Genomic DNA, 18,785 nt, shown 5'->3' with positions numbered 1-18,785 from the left:
GCCCCCCAAATAACGTTGGCATGTGTCCACACCACCGCCTTGGGACGCGAAGTGGTACCAGAGGTGAACTGAATGGCAAATTCCAACGCCGGATCGGGCGAGCGAGTTTCGGCCCAGGGCTGATCCGCTAGCACCATGTCATAGGCCAAGCACTCTCTCGCCACATCAACAACGCCGGCAACCTCACCACTGTTATCCGCCGTTACCACAATAAAATCCAAGGCCGGCGCCGCGTCGGCCAGCAGCTCGGCAAACTGTGGCTGGGTAATTGCTGCACTGATCTCCGCATGATCGACAAAATAGCGGATATCACGCGCCACACTATGGGTATTAGTCGTCACGGCAGTCGCCCCGATCAGGGCGCAGGCATACCAACTGAAGACGAACTCCGGGCAATTAGTCATATGAATCAGTATACGGTCGCCCTGTTTGACACCCTGCGCGATCAGGCCCGCGGCCAAACGGCGTGCATCGTGATCAAACTCGGCATAAGTCCACACTTTATCTTCACCGCTAAACGGCGCCCAAATTAAAAAGTCCTTGTCCGGCGTCCTCTGTACCCAGCTATTAACCAGCCATGGCAGATCGCGACCACGCATCGCATCCCAGTGTGAGTCGTCAATATCCGACCTTGTAATTGGCTGTTGACCCATTTCCATCTCCTCATTAATCGTCGCCGATGCCGAAACGGCGAACCGTTAGTGGCTAAACATTTTTTCCAACTCAATGCCCAGGTAATCGGGGTTAAAGGCGTAGGGCCCCATGCCGGGGTTATAAATCACCCGGCCCTGGCTATCGAGTAAATAGATACGCGTCGGCTGCCCGGTCCAGCGCTCATTAACCGCGTTGTCCATACCGTCAATCAGCAGCGTCATTTCTGCATTCAGTAACGTGTTCTTCGCCCGCCGAGCGACCGTATCGCGTTGCTGCTGATGCTGCGGCTGGCTGATGTCCACCGCCGCCCGAGACTTGCTAATATTGTGCAGCGCGCGCAGCAAGCGACTGGGAGTCAGCCACCACTCGTCCACCGGGTGCGGCTCGCGCACATACACACCCACAAAGTTCACCCGCTCGCCGTACTGTCGCTGCAGGCGGTTCAACGCGACACTGCCCTCGCTGAACGCCGGACAACTATTGGCGCCAAAAAACAGTACGGTGGGTTTTTCACCAAAGAACTGCGACAGGCTCACTAGCTCTCCGTCCACCGACGGCAAGCGAAAGTCCGGTGCCAAGTCGCCGACCTTCGGCGACTGCCTGTCGCTGGCCACCTGCCAGGCTATTTCGCGGTCGCGATAGTGCTTGGCGGTGAACGCCATCTGCAGCCCTAAAACCAGGTTATCCCGGCGCTCAATCGCGCTGCCAACCACACACAGCAAGGCAAATACGATTAACAAGGGACGCGCCAGACGGCCAGCCGAAGCCCCCGCGAGCGATTGCCGGCGGTGAACTTTGACCAGCATCACCACCACCGCCAAGGCCGACAGTAGTGAAAACCAATACATGCCAGGCAGCACCACCGGCGCCATGACACTGCCCAGCAACAAGGGCCCGCCCAAACCGCCAGCCAGCATCAGCTGCACACTGCCAAGGCCGCGACGCCGCCAGCCGGCAACATGGGTAACCGCGCCTAAATGGCGCAACACATCCGAGTTGCCAACACCGAGCACATTTATGCAGCCCGACACGAGCATGGCGCCAATCAGCCAACCCTGCATCACCGCTAATAGAATGTGGCTCGCGTAGCCGAGCATGACCCAGGTCATCGAACCGGTGTCGAGAATCATTTGATAATCGCTGTACTGCAAGCTGCCCATTGCGGCTCCTGGTGTTTAGCTGCGGATTAACAGACGCCTCAGCAGAGAAGCACTGTGAGTCTCCGCCTGTCGTTGCTTTGCCTGAACAATAAGTGCCTTCACGGCATCCGCAACACTGTTGCGCAACGCCAGCATCGCCTCGTCGTCGTCTTCGCTGCCGCAATAGGGCGCGGTATCAATTGCCGGCCCTACCGCAAAATAAAACGGTTCTGGGCGCGGCACACTGCTCAAACCCATTCCCCGAACGATCGGTGGAATCTCCTCGCCCTGTTTGGCTATCTTCCACAACGGCAGGCGCTCCAAGAGTGGCCGCAGCCGACTGCGCTGCCAGTCGCCGGCATCCCAAAGAATGTCCCAAGCGTCGTCGGCACCCACCGACGCAAAGGGTTGAATCGGATAACGATGCTTGCTGGCCAGGCGCACAAATCCCAGGCGCTGCTTCCAGATCAAGCTGTACTCCTCCCCCCGGCGCTTCATGACTTCGCGACCGCCGCCGGGAAACAGCAGCAAATTATCGCCGCGTAACATCGCCTGCTCACACAGTTGCCGGGTGCCGCGAAAGGCCCCCTGACGTTCCAAAAACCGCGCCCACACCGGCAACCGGTAGTGCAAGTGATCACTCAAGCCGCGCAACCAAATGCCACTGGCGTTATAGATTTCAGCTTGCATCAACGGCACATCGGCCAAGCCGTAAATGGTGTGGTTACCAATAAACAGCGCCGGACTCTCGCTGTTAAGGTGCTCCGCCCCCATTAATGTTGGCGGAAACCAACGCCGCAATAATCTGAGTTCAGGGCTATTTAATGGCCTTCCCGGCGGTGTATATTCTGGCAATGTCGTCACAGTCACTCCTTGATATCCAGACGATAAAAACGTGTTAGCCGCTATTGGCCTGTTTATCTCGCAAATAGCGCAGCTTGGCGTCCGCGACGCCGTCTTTCACAAGCGGCGGCGTAAAGCCATCAAACAGGCTGACGTGATAAATGCCATCGGCCATCAATCCCGGCAGTAAACCACTGGCCGCCAATACACTGTCCAGCTGTTCACGCACATTTGGCGCCAGCGCTTGCAGCCGCAGCTGCACTTGCTCAAAACTCCAGGCTTTGTACTGAGCTGCCACAAAGCGACTAGCTACGCCAAAAATTTTGACCGAGAACTGTTTTTCGCCAGCGGCCAGGGTGCGGGCGGTGCCCGCGCTATAGGGCAAATACGTTTTGGCGACAAAATTCAGCAGTCGGCGCAAGCTGTCGGGCACACCCGCCGCCAAGTCCAACCAATCGCCAAAAACGGTCTGCCCGACCGCGCCGCGCGTGTCACCCAGCTCCAATAGTGTCTCGATCCAGTTGCAGGTTCGCGCACCATGACGCTCCATCAGTTCAGCGGAAAATGGATCCTGATAAAGGTGGGCGTAAAGCTGACCAAAAACGGCAAAGTCTGCCAGCGACGGCCTGTCGCCCAACAGGAATTGAAACTGCTCAAAGTGCAGATCGAGTATGCCTAGCAGTTCAAGCAGCTGCTCATCGAGGCTGCGCCGACTGTCGGCGTCGCTCAGGCCCAACGGCAAGTCGAAGCCCGACTGGCGGTCCAGCACCATTGGCGCCAACTGTGTGGGGTGCGCCTCTGGCACGCCATAGCACATTGACCTCGCCAAGCGGTGGCTCAGCGCCTGGCGATTGAGGTCGTTACCCCAGCGGTAGTGCATCGCAAAACGCACCAAATATTCGTCGCCAAAGTCCTCCAGCAACCACATTAAAAATTCCAGCGCCGGATCATCGGGCACAGATGCCCGCTGCGGGTACTGCTGCTCAAACCGCTGCATGATGGGGGTGCTGTCTTGCAGCACCTGATCATCCGGCGTCAACAATACCGGAATGATGCTCATACCCACTTTCTCTGGTATCAAACTCATATAGGCCGTCATATTGCTGCGCATGCGCTGGTAGGGAATTCCTTTGTAATGCATGTAACTGCGCAGCTTCCATGAATACGGCGAATTGCCATCGCACCACATGCGATAAGTCGACACATCGCCCTCCGGCAGCTGCATCTCGGTATGCAGTTGCGCTTGTTCGCGCAGCAGATTGGCATTTGCGGGATTACTCATAGTGAGAACAGCTCCTAGGGGCTCAGGTGGTTAAGTTTAAAAGTGCGCCTCAGCAAAAAATCTTTCAGAGCCAGCGGCAACAACTGTTTCAGATAGCGCATTTTGCGATTGCCGTAGCCAATACCAATTTCTGCCGGCGGCTTCCGGCTGGCGATCTGCGCAATGAGTAGCGCGGCAAATTGCCCGGCAGTGGTCGGCGATGCAGACGAAATTTTTGCACGCCCTTCCACCGCATCGGCCAGGGATCGATAGCGCGATTGCGCGCTAAAGGTGTCACGTAATTGCTCCTTTGCATTGTCGCCAAACGCCGAGGCCACCGCCCCTGGGTAAACTGTCATAACGTGAATACCAAATGGCAACAGCTCCATGCGCAGCACTTCCGACAAGGTATGCAAGGCCGATTTCGATGCGCAGTAAGCCCCCGAAAACGGCGTGGCAAGCACGCCGGCGGCACTGCCAATATTCACCACTACCGGCCGTCTACTTTTCAGCAATAGTGGCAAGCAGTGCTGACACAGGGCCAAAGGCGCAAAGGTATTGGTTTCGAACTGTGCCCGGACCTGCGCTAAGGGCATCTCGACCAAGGGGCCCATCGCGCCGTAACCGGCGTTATTAATCAGGCAATCCAAGTAACCACTGTGCCGCGTAATCGTGGCCACCACATCAGCGAGCTGCTCGGCATCGTTGACATCTAATGCCACTGGCAAAAGATTGCGGCTGCGACAGTCCTGCAAGCTCTGCGGGTCGCGGGCACCGGCAAATACGGTATGCCCCTGCGCGGCAAGCTGCAGTGCCAACTCGCGGCCAATGCCGCTGGAACAGCCGCTGACTAGAATGACCTTTGCCATGTTCAACCCCTATTTTTGCTGCCCGCGGCCTTCTGCTTGGGCACGCCGCGCTGCCACAGGGCCAGCTGAGTACTGCACAGCGCCATCCAACTGCGGATGTGCCGGTAGTCATCGATCAGCGTCGCCAAACCAAGCCGCTCAAAGCTGAGCATGCGGCTGTACAAAGCCACATCGGCATAGCTAAAGGCCTCACCCACCAGGCAGGCACCCGCACTCAGGGCCTCGTCAAGCAACAGCAACTTTTCGCGAATAATCGCCAAGCCCTGCTCACGGCTATATAAAGCAGAGTCTGCAGCGCTGCCCTCTTTCAGCGGCTGCAGCTCCTTGTGCATACCGGTATCAAAGGCGTGCCACATACGGATTTTGGCCTGTTCCAGGGGCTGTTCGCGGAACAAGCTCAGAGCGCTATCCGCACCGAAGAGGTATTCGGCAATCGTCAAACTGTTGGCAATACGGCGCTCACCGTGAATCAACAGCGGCAGCGCCGGCTGACCTGGCCCGTCGTGCTCCGCCGGGGCGCCCTCGACCCAGCGATAGGGGATTGACTGCGCGGCCAGCAGCCACTGCAAACGCTCGCTCTCCGGGCAATCAGCGTTGCCATAAAGTACCAAGCCACTCTCCTCGGCGGACTTAGCGCTCAGTAACCGCTCTCGCTCAGCCTCGCTGAGGCAAATGATCTTTGCCTTGGACGCATACTGCGTGGGCTGTGCTTGGCTTTTCTTTAAGGAACGCTTGTGCGACGTTTGCTCAGCGGTATCGCTGGCCAGCTTGCGGCGCAATACCGGCTTAATTACCCGCAATAACAGCCGCTGAAACCAGCTACGCTGTCGCTCGGGGGTGTATACCAGTTTGCCGATCAGCGCCAACATGCCGTTGCCACTGATTTTCAACAAGGCCTTCTCTTCGTCTGCCTGCGTCGACGCAAAAGACGAACGCTGCTCCATGCGCGCCATCCAGCGCGCGATATTGGGAAAGTGCACGGCCGACAGTGGTATGCCGACAATGGGGAACATCTTTAAACGCGGGTAGGTAGCCACATCGGCCAAACTGAACTGCTCGGCCACGAGATAGTTACGACCAGCCAAGGCAGCCTCAACCGTTTGCACATATTGATACAGGCCTTTGCGATACTGGGCCTGCTCCTCTGGGCTCAACACCTGCAATCGCCAGATTTTATCTTCCCAGGCGATGTGGGCCGGGTTGTCACTGGCACGAGCGGCCTTGTCGAGAAATTCCTGCCGACTGTAAGCGATATGGTGTAATGGCCCCATTACCATTGCGTACATCAGTGTGCGGTAATCTTTGGCCATGGCCAATTCGAGATCCTGCCAGGCGCGCACGGCCAGCCGGTCGTCCAGCGACCTCGGGTACAGCGGCGCGGCGTCAACAAGGTCTTCAAGGTAATCACAGATTACCGATGACTCAAACAGGGTATGCCCGTTGTGCGACATCGCCGGCACCAAGCCGTTGGGATTTATCCGCAGATACTCGGGCGTTTTCTGTTCCATTAACGACAGATTGACGACTTCTCTGTCGAACGACATGCCCTTTTCGATCAGCGAAATTTTGACTCGACGCGCACAGGGCGAATTGGCAAAGTCGTAAAGAACGATATCATTGCGCATAATTAGTAGGCTCCTTGTAGGATGCGACGATCGCTGCTCACCGGACAACCCAGCGAATCGAGGTAGGCATTGAGCTTTTTATCCAGCTGTTGCGGCCGGCAACGCAGTACCATCATTTTGTCTGGGCGCACCAGTAGCACCGCACGCCCGCCATCTAACAAGCGTTCATAATCGCCACTGCCGTCAGTCAATGGCTCGCCGCGGCCACGACTGCCAATCCGCAAAAACCCACCCTGCAGCTGCGACCAACGCAGCAAGGTCTCCGGCTCTAAATAGCTTTCAACGGCGCAGTTAAAGCTCAGCAGCTGAAACCGCCCGGCCAGGTAGTCGTCCATCCACAGAACCGTGCCAACACCATCTTCCAAGCGGTATTGAGGCAGCTCGGTACCCAGCTTAAGCACTCGGCGACGCAAGTAATGGCGCCAGCTACTGCCGTTGATGTGATTGGGATTTTTCTTTATCGCCAGGCCGCGCTCGTCGGAATGTATCCCCATCCAGCGCATCGTGTTGAACACGATATTGCGCACACCGGCACTAAGGCGGTTTTGCGGCAAGATGACGTTGCCGACATAGCGCGCAAAATTAATGATTTGCCGCACCTGTGGCCGGCGTTCGCGGTCGTAACTATCCAGCAGACTGCTAGGCAGGCGGCCGCGCAGTACTGCAGCCAACTTCCAGCTGAGATTGTAGGCATCGCGCAAACCGGCCATCATCCCCTGACCGGCAAAAGGGGGAGTGATATGCGCCGCATCGCCCATTAAAAACACCCGCCCAACACGGAAGGTTTCCGCCACACGGGCATGAAAGGTATATATGGCGCGACGCTCAATCTGCATATCGTCGGCGCAGCCCCAGGGCTTCAACAAACGACTTATCGTTTGGTCACTGAGCATCATTTCATGGTCTTCGCCCTGTTTGACCACGAACTCCCAACGCCGCTTGCCGAAGGGCGCCGGCAAGGTCACGCCCGGACGCTGCGGGTCGCATATAAAATCAACCGCCTTGCCCGGCTGGGGGTCTTTGCCGACATCTAAAATCAACCAATCCTGATCGTAGGTTTTACCCTCAAAACCTACGCCGGTCATTTTTCGCAGTACGCTGCGAGCACCATCGGCCGCCATAACATAGTCGCAGCTCAGCCGGTGACGCCGCCCCTGCGCATCGCGAAGCCACATCTGTACACCGTCGTGCCCCTGCTCTATCTGCAAACATTCGACTTGCGTGCGCAGCTCAACACAGTCGAAGCGCTTTAAGCCCTCGCGCAGATCGCTCTCCAGTTTTGGCTGATAAAACATATGCTGCTCGCGATACCCATTGATGCGATCAGCGGTATCAGCGAAGAAAATTGGCTTGCCGTTTTGGTGCATAAAGCGCACCTTGTCGATGAACTGCATATTGCTCAGCAAGGCATCGTACAAGCCCATGGCGCGCAGAATACGCGCGCCCTCGTTACACATGCCAATGGCGCGCGGAATCGACAATACATCGGCCTCTTTGTCGATAATCAACGTGCGTATGCCGTAGCGCCCCAGCAAGTTGCCGGCGCTCACCCCACAGGGCCCGGCACCGACAATGATCACTTCATAGTAGTTGTCCATGAGTTCCACCTGCGGGTATCAAGCCTGTACAATTTTGTTGCGCTGTACACCTAGGTCGATAGCGCCATCGGCGCTGCAAATAGACAACTCCATAACGTCGCCGGGTTGCAGATAATTAGGCTTTTTCGCCTGCATTTTCTTGAACATCTTCCACTTTGCTGCCTCCGGCAGCAGACCGCCGATTTTCGCCACCAGTGGCGAAGGAATACTCAGCGCGCATCCAGACGGCGTGCCGGTTAGCACCAGATCACCGACATTTAGGTGGGCAATTTGCGACAGTTCGCTGAGTGTGGCGGCCGGCTTGAACACCATGTCACCACTGCTCTCCCGCTGACGCAGCTGGCCGTTGACCGCCAGTTTTAATTCGAGCTTTTCCAGGTAGTGAAATTCGTCGGCGTCCAGCAGGCAGAGAACCGGACCGACCGGGCAGAAAGTGCGGTAGCTCTTGCCCTTAAAAAACTGCATCTCAGGTACCTGCACATCGCGCGCCGATACATCATTACCAATCACAATACCGGCAATGATCTCCGGCAGATCGCCCTCGCCAATATGGCGCGGTGTATGAATATCACTGCCAATCACCAGGCCCAACTCCACCTCGTAATCCAGCAGTGACACATGGGCCGGGCGCACCACGTCGTTATAAGGGCCGGTAATAGAACCCGCCGATTTGTTAAAAATCATGTTGAATTTCTTTTCATCGGGATTCATTCCCGAATCAATCATATGCTGGCGATAATTCGCGCCCTGACAAAGCACTTGGCAGGGCGCCGTCACCGGTGACAGCAGCTCCACCTCAGCCGGCGCAATTCCGCCCTTGTCCGGAACCTTTGCGGCCAGCGCAAACGCCTGGCTGCGACCGCTGCGCAGAAAATCCTCAGTGGAGTCATACTGGTCTTTAAGCGGGTATATCAGCCCGTCGAGCACCCCCCAATAGACCTTGTCACTACCCTTTTTGTTATAACGTACTACCTTGCAAGCCATGTCACGGCCCTCCATCAGAAATTTAAGAATTCACCGCCTTTAACAGGCGCTTGAGCCGGCCAACCGTAATGTCGTCCTGCGTGAACAACCGCCTGGCGATAGAGCGCAAGGTTTGCAAGGGACGATTCTGGCCGGTGACGTCTGCGGTGATTTCCGGCCCCCACTGGTGCTGCGCCTCAGAATTAAACAGGTGATAACCGGTGGCCTCGGCGGCACTGAACACGTCACCATCGACGTAGTGCTCAAACACTTCACCCTTGGGCTCCCGCCAGTAATCAAAGATCTGGCTACCCTGCACATGGCGACCAATACCCCAGGAGTGGCTATAGCCCTGATCGGCCAGCCAGCGATTGCCAATCAAAAGTTCTTCGAGGTTATCCAGCTCAAAAGCGCTGTGCATATGCCCGAGCAGTGGCGCCGTGCCAATGGCGATGGTGTGATGATCCACCGGCTTATCGCCGCAGTCGCAGCGCATAAACGCCACCACAGGCAGTGGGTCGCCCGGCAAAAACTGAAAGTCCGAAACAATCATTCCCAGCGTCTGTTGATACCAGTTCAGCGAGGCCTGCATACTGGCGACACTGCGCACCGTATGACCCAGCTTATACACCCACGCTGGCCGCAGCGGATTGCGGGCCATTTGATTAACCCGCACTTTATTGTCACCGGCGCCATTCCATTGCGGCAGCGGCGGCTGGGCAGGCAACGGCGACAGCGACTTCAAACCACTGCAGACCTCAATGACCAGGCCATCGGGGTCTTCCAAACGGACATAGCGCCCGCCCAGCGCTTCACTATGCTGGCAAATCGGCAGTGCAAAGCGGGCGGCCAGCGTCTCAAGGTCGGCCTCTTCGGCAAGCATGCCAATGCGCGGAATGTCGGCAGCCCCTTTTTCAATCACCATCATCTGATGGGCAGTACTCACACCGCGCAAATACACCGCACTGTCAGTCCGCTCATCGATCAATAGACCAAAGTCACTAAAGAACCGCGCCGCCTGCTCTACGTCCGGGCGCTGCAGCACGATATAGGCAAGGCTCTGCACTTTTATCAGCGGCGCTTCCCAGCGGTCGTTAACAATGCACTCTTCCCGCAGCTGCTGCTTTGTTGGATTGCCCGCAACTCTCATGTGAACCTCCAATAGATAAAAATGAATAACTTTCACAAGCTGTTGACAGCAACAGTATATGATTATTATTCTTTTGTGAAGCTTTTTCATTTTTTGTTTGTAACAGTTCCCGGCAATACTGCTAAAATGAGGCTTTTTCAACATCGAAGAAGGCAAAAGAATGAGCGCAGCAGCCAAAAAGCCCAACCGCACCGTTCGCAAGCGCGAACGCACCCGCGATGCCCTGCTCAAGGCAGTGCAACAGGTGGTAATGGAAAAGGGCTATGAAAAAACCAACATCAACGACGTAACCGAGTCTGCAGATGTCGGCCTAGGGACGTTTTACAACTACTTTGAGTCCAAGTCGGAGATCGTATCAGCAGCGGTAGAATTGATCCTGCGTGACTACCACCACCGTGTAGACCAAGTCACCGCACGACTCGGCGACCCCGCCGAGCGCTTTGCCGCGTCTATTCGCTACACCATGGGCACACTTACCGACCGCGACGGCATCGGCAAAATGATCGTTGAATGCGGAGTACCCTTTGAGTTGTACGCCGGCAATATTCGCGAGCGCGCCGAAGCCGATATGCAGGCCGGTATCGACGCCGGACAATTCCAGGTCAATGACGTACAAATCACCTTGAACATGATCACCGGCAGTATTCTCTACTCTGGCGCCGACCTCTATTTCGGCAAGCTCCCACTGTCGGCCATCCCCAAAATTATCGAAAACGTCTTGGTACTGGTTGGCATGGACCACCAGCGCGCAAAAACCATTTCCGAAAAGAAATTCAAATTACCCAAACCGACGTCATTGCCGGTATCGCTTATTGAATTGGAAAACCAACTGCATCAGCAAAACGAAGAAACCGCGTAAATCGACCCGGCCCGGCCTCCAGTCACGGTCTGCTCGGAACGCACTTACCCTAAAGAGGACCGACCATGAGTAACAATAGACTGGTGCGCTTTATCAAGCGCCCCGCCGGTAAACCGACCCCCGATATTTTTGAAATCGACGAAGAGCCGTTACGCGAGCTTGGCCCCGGCGAATTTCTGGCTCGCAACTGCTACCTGTCAATGGACCCCGCCTTGGTCGGGCGCATGCGCGACGAAAGTAACTACGCTGGTCAGGTCAACCCCGGCGACACCATGCAAGCCTATGGCATTAGCCAGGTAATTGCCTCGCGCAATAGCAAGGTAAAAGTCGGCACTGTGCTACTCGGTCTGTGCGGTATGCAGCAATACATCATCAGCGACGACAGTGACGGTTTTAGTAAGATCAACCTCGGCCTTGCCGATGCCACCGCCTACCTCAGCGCAGTGGGCATCACGGGTGCCACCGCTTACTTTGGTCTACTCGATATTGGCAAGCCCCGCGCCGGTGAAACCCTGCTGATCTCAGCCGGCGCCAGCTCCGTGGGCAGTATTACCGCCCAAATTGGCAAATCGCTGGGGCTGCGCACCGTGGCCATTGTCAGCAGTGACGACAAGGCCGAACAGGTGAAACGCGACTGGGGCTACGACGCGGCGGTAAGTTATCGCGGTAAAAGCATAGAGCAACTTTCGGCCGACCTCGCAGAGGCCTGCCCGCATGGCGTAGACATCTACTACGACAACACCAGCGGCGATATCTCAGAGGCCGTGCTCGACCACTTCAATGACCATGCACGACACGTGGTTATTGGACGACTGGGTATCAGCCACCTTAACAACACCCGCGACGACACCGGCCGACGCGACAACAACACTATTTTGGCCAAGCGTATTCGCAAGCAGGGCATGGTGTTACTGGACTACAAACCCAAAATGCGCGCCGCCGTGCTGCAACTGGCAAAGTGGTTGCGCCAGGGCGACATTCAGGTACAACAAGATGTGCTGGAAGGCATCGACCGCTGTCCCGAAGCATTTTTCCGCATGCTCAGTGGCGACAGCCAGGGCAAGCAACTAGTTAAACTTGCCGACATCAACCCCGCTGCCGACCCAACCCCGCTATGGCCGGGCCGCCTGCTGACCCAGCGCTGGTTTCCCACCGACAAGCTGGCGCAATTGCTGGCACGCTAAACCAGCTATTGCCAATGACGGCTGGCCAGAGGCCAACAACAAACCGATTGCCGGCGGCGTCGACCTAAACGTCCCCCGCCGGCAACAACGCCGCTCCCATTGCGTCAACGGGCAGAAATAGGCAGCGGCGCCCGCCAATACAACGAAGACGACACAACCACGTCCCCGCGCGCATTCCGAAGTCGTAAAAACCACGCCAGCAAACAACAAGGATTCCCCCGCCCTGCACTCAGCCCACAGCGAATGCGCAACACATAGCGGCTGACCCAATGCGCCAAGCCAACAAGGTGCGCCAATAGCAAGAACAAAAAAGGCCGACGCTCATCGAGCGCCGGCAAGAGGGTGTTGAGGGAACTACAGGTAAACGGCCGCTTGATCAGCACCAAGCCGCCGCGGCACGCAACTCAGCGCGAAGGTTTTTTAAAGGGTTTATCGGTGAACTGCGTCGGCAGATACGCACCTGTTTTGTGTGTATTAGTCAGCACATCACCCAAGGCATTGGGCATCGAACCGGTAGAGGTCAGCGTTACACTGCTGAGCACAAAACGACCGGCAGCGCCCTTTTCCCGTAGAATAAGGCCGTAAACCGGCAGCTCAACCCAGTGGGTGCCCGCCGACAACTCAACCGACGTTTGCGCGGTGGCCAGCGGCTTACCGTTACTGCCGGCAACGACGCCAGACAGATGGAAACGGCCGGCAGACTCAACCTCGACCTCAACGCCAAATTGCAGATTGCCGTCTACTAGGCTATCGCTAAAGTTACCCGTCAGCTCGCCAGCGGGGTGGCTATACAAAAAGCCGGCATTGGCGCTGCGGCTTTCGCCCGCTTCGTTCATCGCCGAGATTTCCAGACCAAAGCTTCTGGCGGTACCGATTGACGGCTGAAGACCTTCTGGCAATTGGTAGCTGGCGGTATAAACACCATCACCGGCTTGCTCATCGCCATTTTTACCATCGTCACTGTAGCGCAAAGACGCCTGTTGGCTGCCGTCGCTGCCCACCACTTCAGCCGTCACGACCCAGCCGCCAATACCACTGGCACCGAGAGCCGACAACACATCGCCGTCGTTGTGCTCTTTAGTGACGAAGCGGGCATAAAACAGCGCGGTATCGCCCAGCTCATAACGCATATCCGAGGCCCACACCGCCAGGGCCGGGTTTTCTCCCCCGTCGGCGGAGGAAGTGCGAACCGTCGACTTGCGCGAAGATTTCAGCGGGTCGCTAAAGCCTTCAGGAACCGGGTGAGACCACTGCGGAAAGCGCTCCAAACTCTTGGCACTGATATCGGCATCGGCAGCCAAGCTGATACTGGCGGCCTGAAGTGGCAGCGCCGTTACCGCCGGCAGCGACAGCGCCAGCAGGGTTTTCAAAATCGGGTTATTCATGCTGTATATCTCCCTGTTGTTATTGTCGCCAGCACTAGTAGAGGGTGCTAATGAATTGCATGGTGCCCATTTTGGTGCCAGTCGGCTTGCCTATCTCACAAGGCGCGCCATCACACATCCAAACATAGCCATCGGGAATCGGGCGGCGGTCGTCGATGTCGCTACCGTTGCGCTGGTCGAGGTGGTTCTCGTGGGCGGTATCCAGATTGAAGAAGCCGGAGATTTCCTGCTTGTTGTTGCTGTCGCAAACCGTGGCGTGCTTGATGCTCGCGGTGGCATCGCCATCACAGGCAAACTGCGAGGTGTAATTCACCAGGCCATCGTCTTCACCACTCAGGCAAATACTCGCCTGGAAACCGGCCTCATAACCGCCAATCAGGTAAATATCTTTCGCCGGCGCACTGGCATAGGTCCGCACCTGCACGTCATCGGCGGTGCGCAGCCACCAGGTTGCGCTGGTGTCACCTGAATTACAGGTTGGGAACAAGCTGGTCAGGCCCTTGCAGTAGCGACTGCCGCCGAAACCACAGGAGTAGTCGGCAATTTCTGAACCGCGGTGGGCGCCGCCCAGGGTGATCACGCGAGTTACCGCCTCGGCAACGACGTCATAGGGGCCGTTGAAATTGTAGTTAGGGTCTGAAGGATCATTGTTGCCCAGAATGTAATCCATAATGGTGCCGCCCATGCTGTGGGCAATGACCCAAAACTCGCCGCCTTCATCATAGGTTTTCGCACAGCTGTTGCCGCCGCCATCCGGGCCGCCCGACACCGCATTCGCGATCTCGTTAGCCACTTCTCCGGCAGCCAGCGCCTCCCAGTAGGGCTTGGTGCCGTCGTAACCCACCACATAGAACGAAGCGGCAAAGTTCTGGGTAGCGTAGGCCACACCGTCGTGGGCGTTTTTCACCCAATAGTTGCGCGCTTTGTTGTAGTCGACATAGGTATCGTCACTCACATTCATGCCGTGAACAAAAATAAAACACGGCTTGGGTCCGGCGAGAGCATTCGCTGCAGAAAAGAGCAGAACGAGGCTCAGCGCCGCCCGAAGTGCGCTTAGATATCGCATAAATTTTCTCCTTTATTTTTATTGGCGCCCTGTCAAAACAAAAGGCGATTTGAGCGGTGTTTTCGCCTGGCAACTCACTGCCGACTCAACACGCCCGCCGCATACTAGCGCAGGCCGCAAAAAAAAGAATCTTATTTTTTATAATTTTTCAATAGCAAAAGGGGACAGATTTAAATTAGCAAAAACAGCAAGTTATATTAATTAATGTCATTAGGGGCCACTTTTTAGCAAAGCAAAAGCCCCACTCCAGCACGGACACACCGCCAGCAGCGCAGCCCAAAAAACCGCTAGCGAGCAGCTCGAAAAGCAGCGCAACCCCACTCCACCAACAGCGAAAAGCAACGCAACCCAGCGGGGCCCGCCGCAGGCAGCAGGCGGCCGACAACACCCGGCAACAACCACCCACACCAGCACCGTATTTACAGCGCCCCCAGCAACGCCTCCCCTCCTCCATAAAGACAATCGGCAAGCGCGAAAAACCAGTGTCAACATACATACCCAGTATGCGTAAGCTACGCCTTGCTACCAGTCATAAGCACTGCTTTCGACTCCGATCTTCTAATTTCGGACTCCAGCCCTAAAAGCCCCGCAATCCCCAAACTTTTAACTTTTAATTCAATGCCTTAACTCGATTTTCCGAACTCTGCGGGAAACTGTTTTCTATCCAGGTTTTTACAGTCAGAGGTTTTTAGGGCGACAACAGCGTTAAATTGCGGCAACAAAGTCTCACAATGCCAGTATTGACCAAACGGCTCAGCATCAGCGTTAGAAGACAACAAGCAACCGCCTCACTCCAGTGTGAAGCGGCATAAAAATCTGTGATATGGCGCCAAGCCCAAACGCCGAATAGGGAAATTCAGTCAAGCCAAGCACGGACAAGGTGTAGGCCCCAAGCCCGGCACACAACGCATGTCCGGCAAGCCTACGCTCGGTGAACTCTTCGCTTGGTCGCCATCGAGATACCGAGGCCGCTTATCAAGCTGCCCGGTAATAACCATGATAAAAAGAGAGATCTCGATGCCCCGTCAAGCCAGATTTATCGTCCCCGGCCTGCCCCACCACATCGTTCAGCGCGGCCACAACCGCCAAGCGGTCTTCCGAGGGAGAGAGGACTACCAGTACTATCTCGACAATTTAGCCGAATGGAAAACCGCTTTGGGAATAGCGGTACACGCCTACTGCTTAATGGCCGATTGCGTACACCTTATTGTCAGCGCCCCCGACGACACATCGGCTATTCCAAAACTCATGAAACACCTGGCGGGCCGCCAAACACGCTTTGTCAACGCCATGACTCAACGCAGCGGCTCACTGTGGGAAAGCCGCTATCGAATCAGCCCGGTCGATACGGAGGAATTTTTACTGCCCTGCTGCCGCTACATTGAGCTGAGCCCCGTAAAAGCCGCCATCGTCGAGCAACCGGAAGACTATTTGTGGTCTAGCTGCGCGTCCCGCATGGGCTTGCGAAAATGCTCTTGGCTCGACAACTCCACAATCAACAACTTACTTGGGGGCGGCTCAAAGAACAGCGGCGAGGCATACCGCGCTTATTTAGCGGATAACAGCGCCGATAAACACGATGAGATCATTGAACTTGCGATTCAGCGCAACAAACTGACCGGGGGTAAGCGCTTTATCGACAACATTGAGCAGCTCACCGGCGTGCGAATAGAAATGCGCGGGCAAGGCCGCCCCCGAAAGGGCCAAACCGGGCAGCCGGCCGACCTCTGCGCTCAGTAAGCAACACTGCCAACGCGCTCAATAACGGCGACCACTGAGTGCGGTCGCCTTTACAGGTCGAGTTACTCAGCCAGACTTAAGAAGAAGCCCACTATTTCTTCCGGACCTGAGATATCGGCAGCGGCACCCCCCACCAAAGCAAGTAGCGGTGACACCCGCAGTTTTGATGGTATAACGTGACCCGAGCCCTCCAAAGTGTAAAGCCTGACCTGCTCGCCACCAGCCTGAAGCCAGCGCGTTTCAACGACCCCACTGTCGTCATTACCGTCAGTCTCAGGATGAACAAATGTCTCACCCTCGCCGACCAAATTGGCGAGACTACGCCAATAGCCAATGGTTTGCTCGGTCGAGACCACAACGCCGCGCGAATCATTACCCATAATACTGACCAAGCCACCCTCATAAGGGTTTAACCGGTCTGCTGTACCATTAAAAACGGCAATCGATACCGGCTGGCCGGATTTGCTGCAATCCAAATTGTCATCCACCGGCAAATTCGCGGCGATCGCCGAGAACCCCGCAAACAACTGCGGCGCCTCCAGCGCCAGGCGGTAAACCATCTGCCCACCATTGGACATACCGGTGGCAAAAACCTTGCGGCGGTCAATGCTAGCGCCATCATCAAGTTGATCAATAATGGCGCCAATAAACCCAACGTCATCGATGTTCTGGGTATTTGCCAAATAGTCTGCCGACGAACGGCAATCATTCCAGTGCCGCTCATAGCCATCCGGGTAGACCACCAACATGCCGTACTGATCGGCAAGCGTATCGAACTCCGCCCCGGTTTTTTGTCGAATGGCCTCACCCGAGCCATTGGAGCCGTGAAGCACAAACAACAGCGGCGCACCGGCCCTCAGAGACTTGGGGCGATATACCGAAAAGCTCCTGTCAATACCGTCATGACTAAGCCAGTGACGGCTGTACTGGCCCTCCAACTCGGGAATTTTCGGTTTACTGGTCGCCATTAAATAGCCGAAAGCCAGCGACGTTAGCGCTAGCAAAAAAGCGATCGACAATAGTATTTTTTTCAACATCTCAACATCCCTTGCGCCGCCCAGGCGAGCGACTACCCACTTATAGCTATGTTATAGCGCCCTGCTGTCATCACCGTCGTCGCAGGCGCCCTTATTACGGGCAGCTTACTACCAGCCAGTATTAGCCGGCGACTTGCGAAAACACCTTAGCCTAAGCGCGAAATCCTGGCAATTTGGTTGGCGATGTCTCTGAACACAATTACAAACCGCGGACAGGGCAAGCCCGCCCAGCGGCGGTCTTTACGCTAACGAATGCTAGCGCGCAGCCCAACAACATATTCAGCACGAGGGCATCAGCCACCACAACCGCTGACGTCGCCGGACAAGCGGCTACACAAGGCGCCCAGCAAATTACTCACGGAAATGCTCGGATCTGATGATCCTTCATCTGGCCTCGGCAAGCCTGAATCACTCAAGCACACTCTCTCGGGCCTTTGGTCAAAACGAATCTCGCAGAAAGACCGTTTGATATATCGCTTCGATGATAAGTCCATTTATATCTTCGCCAATGGAGGGCACTACGATCAGCCCTAACGAAGATTTGGATTCTTTAGTTTACTGGCCCACCCCCAAAGTAAACACCTTAAAATAGGTTTATATAACTACTGGGAGGTGTCTACAAGTTGTGGGGCACACGGACACATAGGAGGCTCCCCCCAAAAAGTAGACGCCATAGTTACTGTGCCCGCGCCGCCATCTTTTCATACTCATTCGGCATCGTATATCCCAATGCCGAGTGCAGACGCTGAGTGTTGTAATAATTGTCGATATACCACGACAAGGTAACCCGCAATTCATTCATAGAGCCAAACTCCATTCCCTTGAAACTCTCTGTTTTCATCGTTCGGAAGAACGACTCACAATGTGCGTTGTCGGTCATATGTCTCGGCCTATTCATGCTCGGCGTAATACCGGCCCTCTTCAGTGCCTGCTGATAGCTGAAGGCCCCGTATTCTGAACCCCTGTCACTGTGAAAGACCATACCCGGTTCAACAGTCCGATGACTCAGTGCACGCTCAAGCGCGCTTATCGTCAGCTCGGCGGTTCGGTATCTATCCAGCGACCAACCCACTATCCGCCTGGAATAGAGGTCGAGTATCACCGCCAGATACAACCACTGCCCGTTCACCTTTAAATACGTGACATCGCCAGCCCACTGCTAATTGGGCTTGGTCGGTGCATCCATCCCTATTCGGCTATTGGTCACTCGAATGCAGGGGTTGCCCGCCAACGGTCTACGCCGATATAGCCGGCCAGCTTTTCCCACCAGCCCTATATCCCGCATCAACCGTGCCACCCGCTTTTTATTGACTCGGTGACCGTTCGCACGCAGCTCAGAATAAACCCGTGGGCTGCCGTAGTTACCGTTGTGCTCAACAAAAATCTCTTTTATGTGTTGAGCTAAGGCCCGG

The 18,785-nt window shown here is 55.9% G+C and carries 17 protein-coding genes and 1 pseudogene; 4 read left to right on the top strand and 14 right to left on the bottom strand.

Annotation, left to right across the window (positions count from 1 at the left end):
* From ABYM29_RS10100 to ABYM29_RS10060, 9 genes are all read right to left on the bottom strand, one after another.
* Nucleotides 1–653: AMP-binding protein (locus tag ABYM29_RS10100; protein ID WP_372864612.1), on the bottom strand; the 653-nt coding region annotated here is incomplete at its 3' end.
* A 45-nt stretch (nucleotides 654–698) separates the two neighbouring features.
* A complete protein-coding gene (locus tag ABYM29_RS10095; RefSeq protein WP_372864611.1) occupies nucleotides 699–1,814 on the bottom strand; it encodes a deiodinase-like protein in 1,116 nt (371 codons plus the stop codon).
* Between the two features lie 15 nt (nucleotides 1,815–1,829).
* Complete coding sequence (locus ABYM29_RS10090; protein ID WP_372864610.1) at nucleotides 1,830–2,657, bottom strand: lysophospholipid acyltransferase family protein; 828 nt, start codon at nucleotides 2,655–2,657, stop codon at nucleotides 1,830–1,832.
* A gap of 34 nt (nucleotides 2,658–2,691) precedes the next feature.
* Entirely contained in the window at nucleotides 2,692–3,918 is a 1,227-nt protein-coding gene (locus tag ABYM29_RS10085; protein WP_372864609.1) for a glutathione S-transferase family protein, read from the bottom strand.
* Between the two features lie 14 nt (nucleotides 3,919–3,932).
* Nucleotides 3,933–4,766: an SDR family NAD(P)-dependent oxidoreductase gene (locus tag ABYM29_RS10080; RefSeq protein ID WP_372864608.1), complete on the bottom strand. Its 834-nt coding sequence runs from the start codon at nucleotides 4,764–4,766 to the stop codon at nucleotides 3,933–3,935.
* A gap of 2 nt (nucleotides 4,767–4,768) precedes the next feature.
* Nucleotides 4,769–6,391 carry a glutathione S-transferase family protein gene (locus ABYM29_RS10075; protein ID WP_372864607.1) on the bottom strand — a complete coding sequence of 541 codons (1,623 nt, stop codon included), beginning with the start codon at nucleotides 6,389–6,391 and terminating at the stop codon, nucleotides 4,769–4,771.
* Between the two features lie 2 nt (nucleotides 6,392–6,393).
* Nucleotides 6,394–7,989, bottom strand: coding sequence for a bifunctional 3-(3-hydroxy-phenyl)propionate/3-hydroxycinnamic acid hydroxylase (locus ABYM29_RS10070; RefSeq protein ID WP_372864606.1), 1,596 nt, complete (start codon nucleotides 7,987–7,989; stop codon nucleotides 6,394–6,396).
* Between the two features lie 18 nt (nucleotides 7,990–8,007).
* Nucleotides 8,008–8,973 carry a fumarylacetoacetate hydrolase family protein gene (locus ABYM29_RS10065; RefSeq protein WP_372864605.1) on the bottom strand — a complete coding sequence of 322 codons (966 nt, stop codon included), beginning with the start codon at nucleotides 8,971–8,973 and terminating at the stop codon, nucleotides 8,008–8,010.
* Between the two features lie 22 nt (nucleotides 8,974–8,995).
* The gene (locus tag ABYM29_RS10060; RefSeq protein WP_372864604.1) at nucleotides 8,996–10,102 is read right to left on the bottom strand and encodes a VOC family protein; all 1,107 of its coding nucleotides are present in this window, start codon (nucleotides 10,100–10,102) and stop codon (nucleotides 8,996–8,998) included.
* A gap of 160 nt (nucleotides 10,103–10,262) precedes the next feature.
* Here ABYM29_RS10060 and ABYM29_RS10055 point away from each other — a divergent pair, with 160 nt between their 5' ends.
* On the top strand, nucleotides 10,263–10,961 hold the full coding sequence (locus ABYM29_RS10055) for a TetR/AcrR family transcriptional regulator (RefSeq protein ID WP_372864603.1): 699 nt from the start codon (nucleotides 10,263–10,265) through the stop codon (nucleotides 10,959–10,961).
* 65 nt (nucleotides 10,962–11,026) lie between these two features.
* Nucleotides 11,027–12,145, top strand: coding sequence for an NADP-dependent oxidoreductase (locus ABYM29_RS10050; RefSeq protein ID WP_372864602.1), 1,119 nt, complete (start codon nucleotides 11,027–11,029; stop codon nucleotides 12,143–12,145).
* Between the two features lie 404 nt (nucleotides 12,146–12,549).
* Here the strand turns inward: ABYM29_RS10050 and ABYM29_RS10045 are convergent, their stop codons facing one another.
* The gene (locus tag ABYM29_RS10045; protein WP_372864601.1) at nucleotides 12,550–13,530 is read right to left on the bottom strand and encodes a choice-of-anchor X domain-containing protein; all 981 of its coding nucleotides are present in this window, start codon (nucleotides 13,528–13,530) and stop codon (nucleotides 12,550–12,552) included.
* A gap of 34 nt (nucleotides 13,531–13,564) precedes the next feature.
* Nucleotides 13,565–14,596: a hypothetical protein gene (locus tag ABYM29_RS10040; protein ID WP_372864600.1), complete on the bottom strand. Its 1,032-nt coding sequence runs from the start codon at nucleotides 14,594–14,596 to the stop codon at nucleotides 13,565–13,567.
* 1,017 nt (nucleotides 14,597–15,613) lie between these two features.
* On the opposite strand from ABYM29_RS10040, the gene ABYM29_RS10035 reads away from it, so the two are divergent.
* Nucleotides 15,614–16,336: a transposase gene (locus tag ABYM29_RS10035; protein ID WP_372864599.1), complete on the top strand. Its 723-nt coding sequence runs from the start codon at nucleotides 15,614–15,616 to the stop codon at nucleotides 16,334–16,336.
* A gap of 62 nt (nucleotides 16,337–16,398) precedes the next feature.
* Here the strand turns inward: ABYM29_RS10035 and ABYM29_RS10030 are convergent, their stop codons facing one another.
* The gene (locus tag ABYM29_RS10030) at nucleotides 16,399–17,373 is read right to left on the bottom strand and encodes a PHB depolymerase family esterase (protein ID WP_372864598.1); all 975 of its coding nucleotides are present in this window, start codon (nucleotides 17,371–17,373) and stop codon (nucleotides 16,399–16,401) included.
* 252 nt (nucleotides 17,374–17,625) lie between these two features.
* On the opposite strand from ABYM29_RS10030, the gene ABYM29_RS10025 reads away from it, so the two are divergent.
* Nucleotides 17,626–17,907 carry a Txe/YoeB family addiction module toxin gene (locus ABYM29_RS10025; RefSeq protein ID WP_372864597.1) on the top strand — a complete coding sequence of 94 codons (282 nt, stop codon included), beginning with the start codon at nucleotides 17,626–17,628 and terminating at the stop codon, nucleotides 17,905–17,907.
* 142 nt (nucleotides 17,908–18,049) lie between these two features.
* Here the strand turns inward: ABYM29_RS10025 and ABYM29_RS10020 are convergent.
* A pseudogene (locus tag ABYM29_RS10020) lies at nucleotides 18,050–18,520 on the bottom strand (IS3 family transposase); the annotation flags it as partial.
* 12 nt (nucleotides 18,521–18,532) lie between these two features.
* On the bottom strand, nucleotides 18,533–18,785 hold a 253-nt coding region (locus tag ABYM29_RS10015), incomplete at its 5' end, for an IS3 family transposase (protein WP_372864596.1).

It is taken from the genome of Spongiibacter sp. (assembly GCF_041602295.1).
In the GTDB taxonomy this organism is placed as follows: Bacteria; Pseudomonadota; Gammaproteobacteria; order Pseudomonadales; family Spongiibacteraceae; genus Spongiibacter.
This window is presented reverse-complemented; position numbering and strand designations above follow the sequence as displayed.

Coding starts and splice junctions, on each gene's coding strand:
- ABYM29_RS10095 (WP_372864611.1), bottom strand. CDS start 1,814: ATGGGCAGCTTGCAGTACAGCGATTATCAAATGATTCTCGACACCGGT.
- ABYM29_RS10085 (WP_372864609.1), bottom strand. CDS start 3,918: ATGAGTAATCCCGCAAATGCCAATCTGCTGCGCGAACAAGCGCAACTG.
- ABYM29_RS10080 (WP_372864608.1), bottom strand. CDS start 4,766: ATGGCAAAGGTCATTCTAGTCAGCGGCTGTTCCAGCGGCATTGGCCGC.
- ABYM29_RS10075 (WP_372864607.1), bottom strand. CDS start 6,391: ATGCGCAATGATATCGTTCTTTACGACTTTGCCAATTCGCCCTGTGCG.
- ABYM29_RS10070 (WP_372864606.1), bottom strand. CDS start 7,989: ATGGACAACTACTATGAAGTGATCATTGTCGGTGCCGGGCCCTGTGGG.
- ABYM29_RS10065 (WP_372864605.1), bottom strand. CDS start 8,973: ATGGCTTGCAAGGTAGTACGTTATAACAAAAAGGGTAGTGACAAGGTC.
- ABYM29_RS10060 (WP_372864604.1), bottom strand. CDS start 10,102: ATGAGAGTTGCGGGCAATCCAACAAAGCAGCAGCTGCGGGAAGAGTGC.
- ABYM29_RS10055 (WP_372864603.1), top strand. CDS start 10,263: ATGAGCGCAGCAGCCAAAAAGCCCAACCGCACCGTTCGCAAGCGCGAA.
- ABYM29_RS10050 (WP_372864602.1), top strand. CDS start 11,027: ATGAGTAACAATAGACTGGTGCGCTTTATCAAGCGCCCCGCCGGTAAA.
- ABYM29_RS10045 (WP_372864601.1), bottom strand. CDS start 13,530: ATGAATAACCCGATTTTGAAAACCCTGCTGGCGCTGTCGCTGCCGGCG.
- ABYM29_RS10040 (WP_372864600.1), bottom strand. CDS start 14,596: ATGCGATATCTAAGCGCACTTCGGGCGGCGCTGAGCCTCGTTCTGCTC.
- ABYM29_RS10035 (WP_372864599.1), top strand. CDS start 15,614: ATGCCCCGTCAAGCCAGATTTATCGTCCCCGGCCTGCCCCACCACATC.
- ABYM29_RS10030 (WP_372864598.1), bottom strand. CDS start 17,373: ATGTTGAAAAAAATACTATTGTCGATCGCTTTTTTGCTAGCGCTAACG.
- ABYM29_RS10025 (WP_372864597.1), top strand. CDS start 17,626: ATGCTAGCGCGCAGCCCAACAACATATTCAGCACGAGGGCATCAGCCA.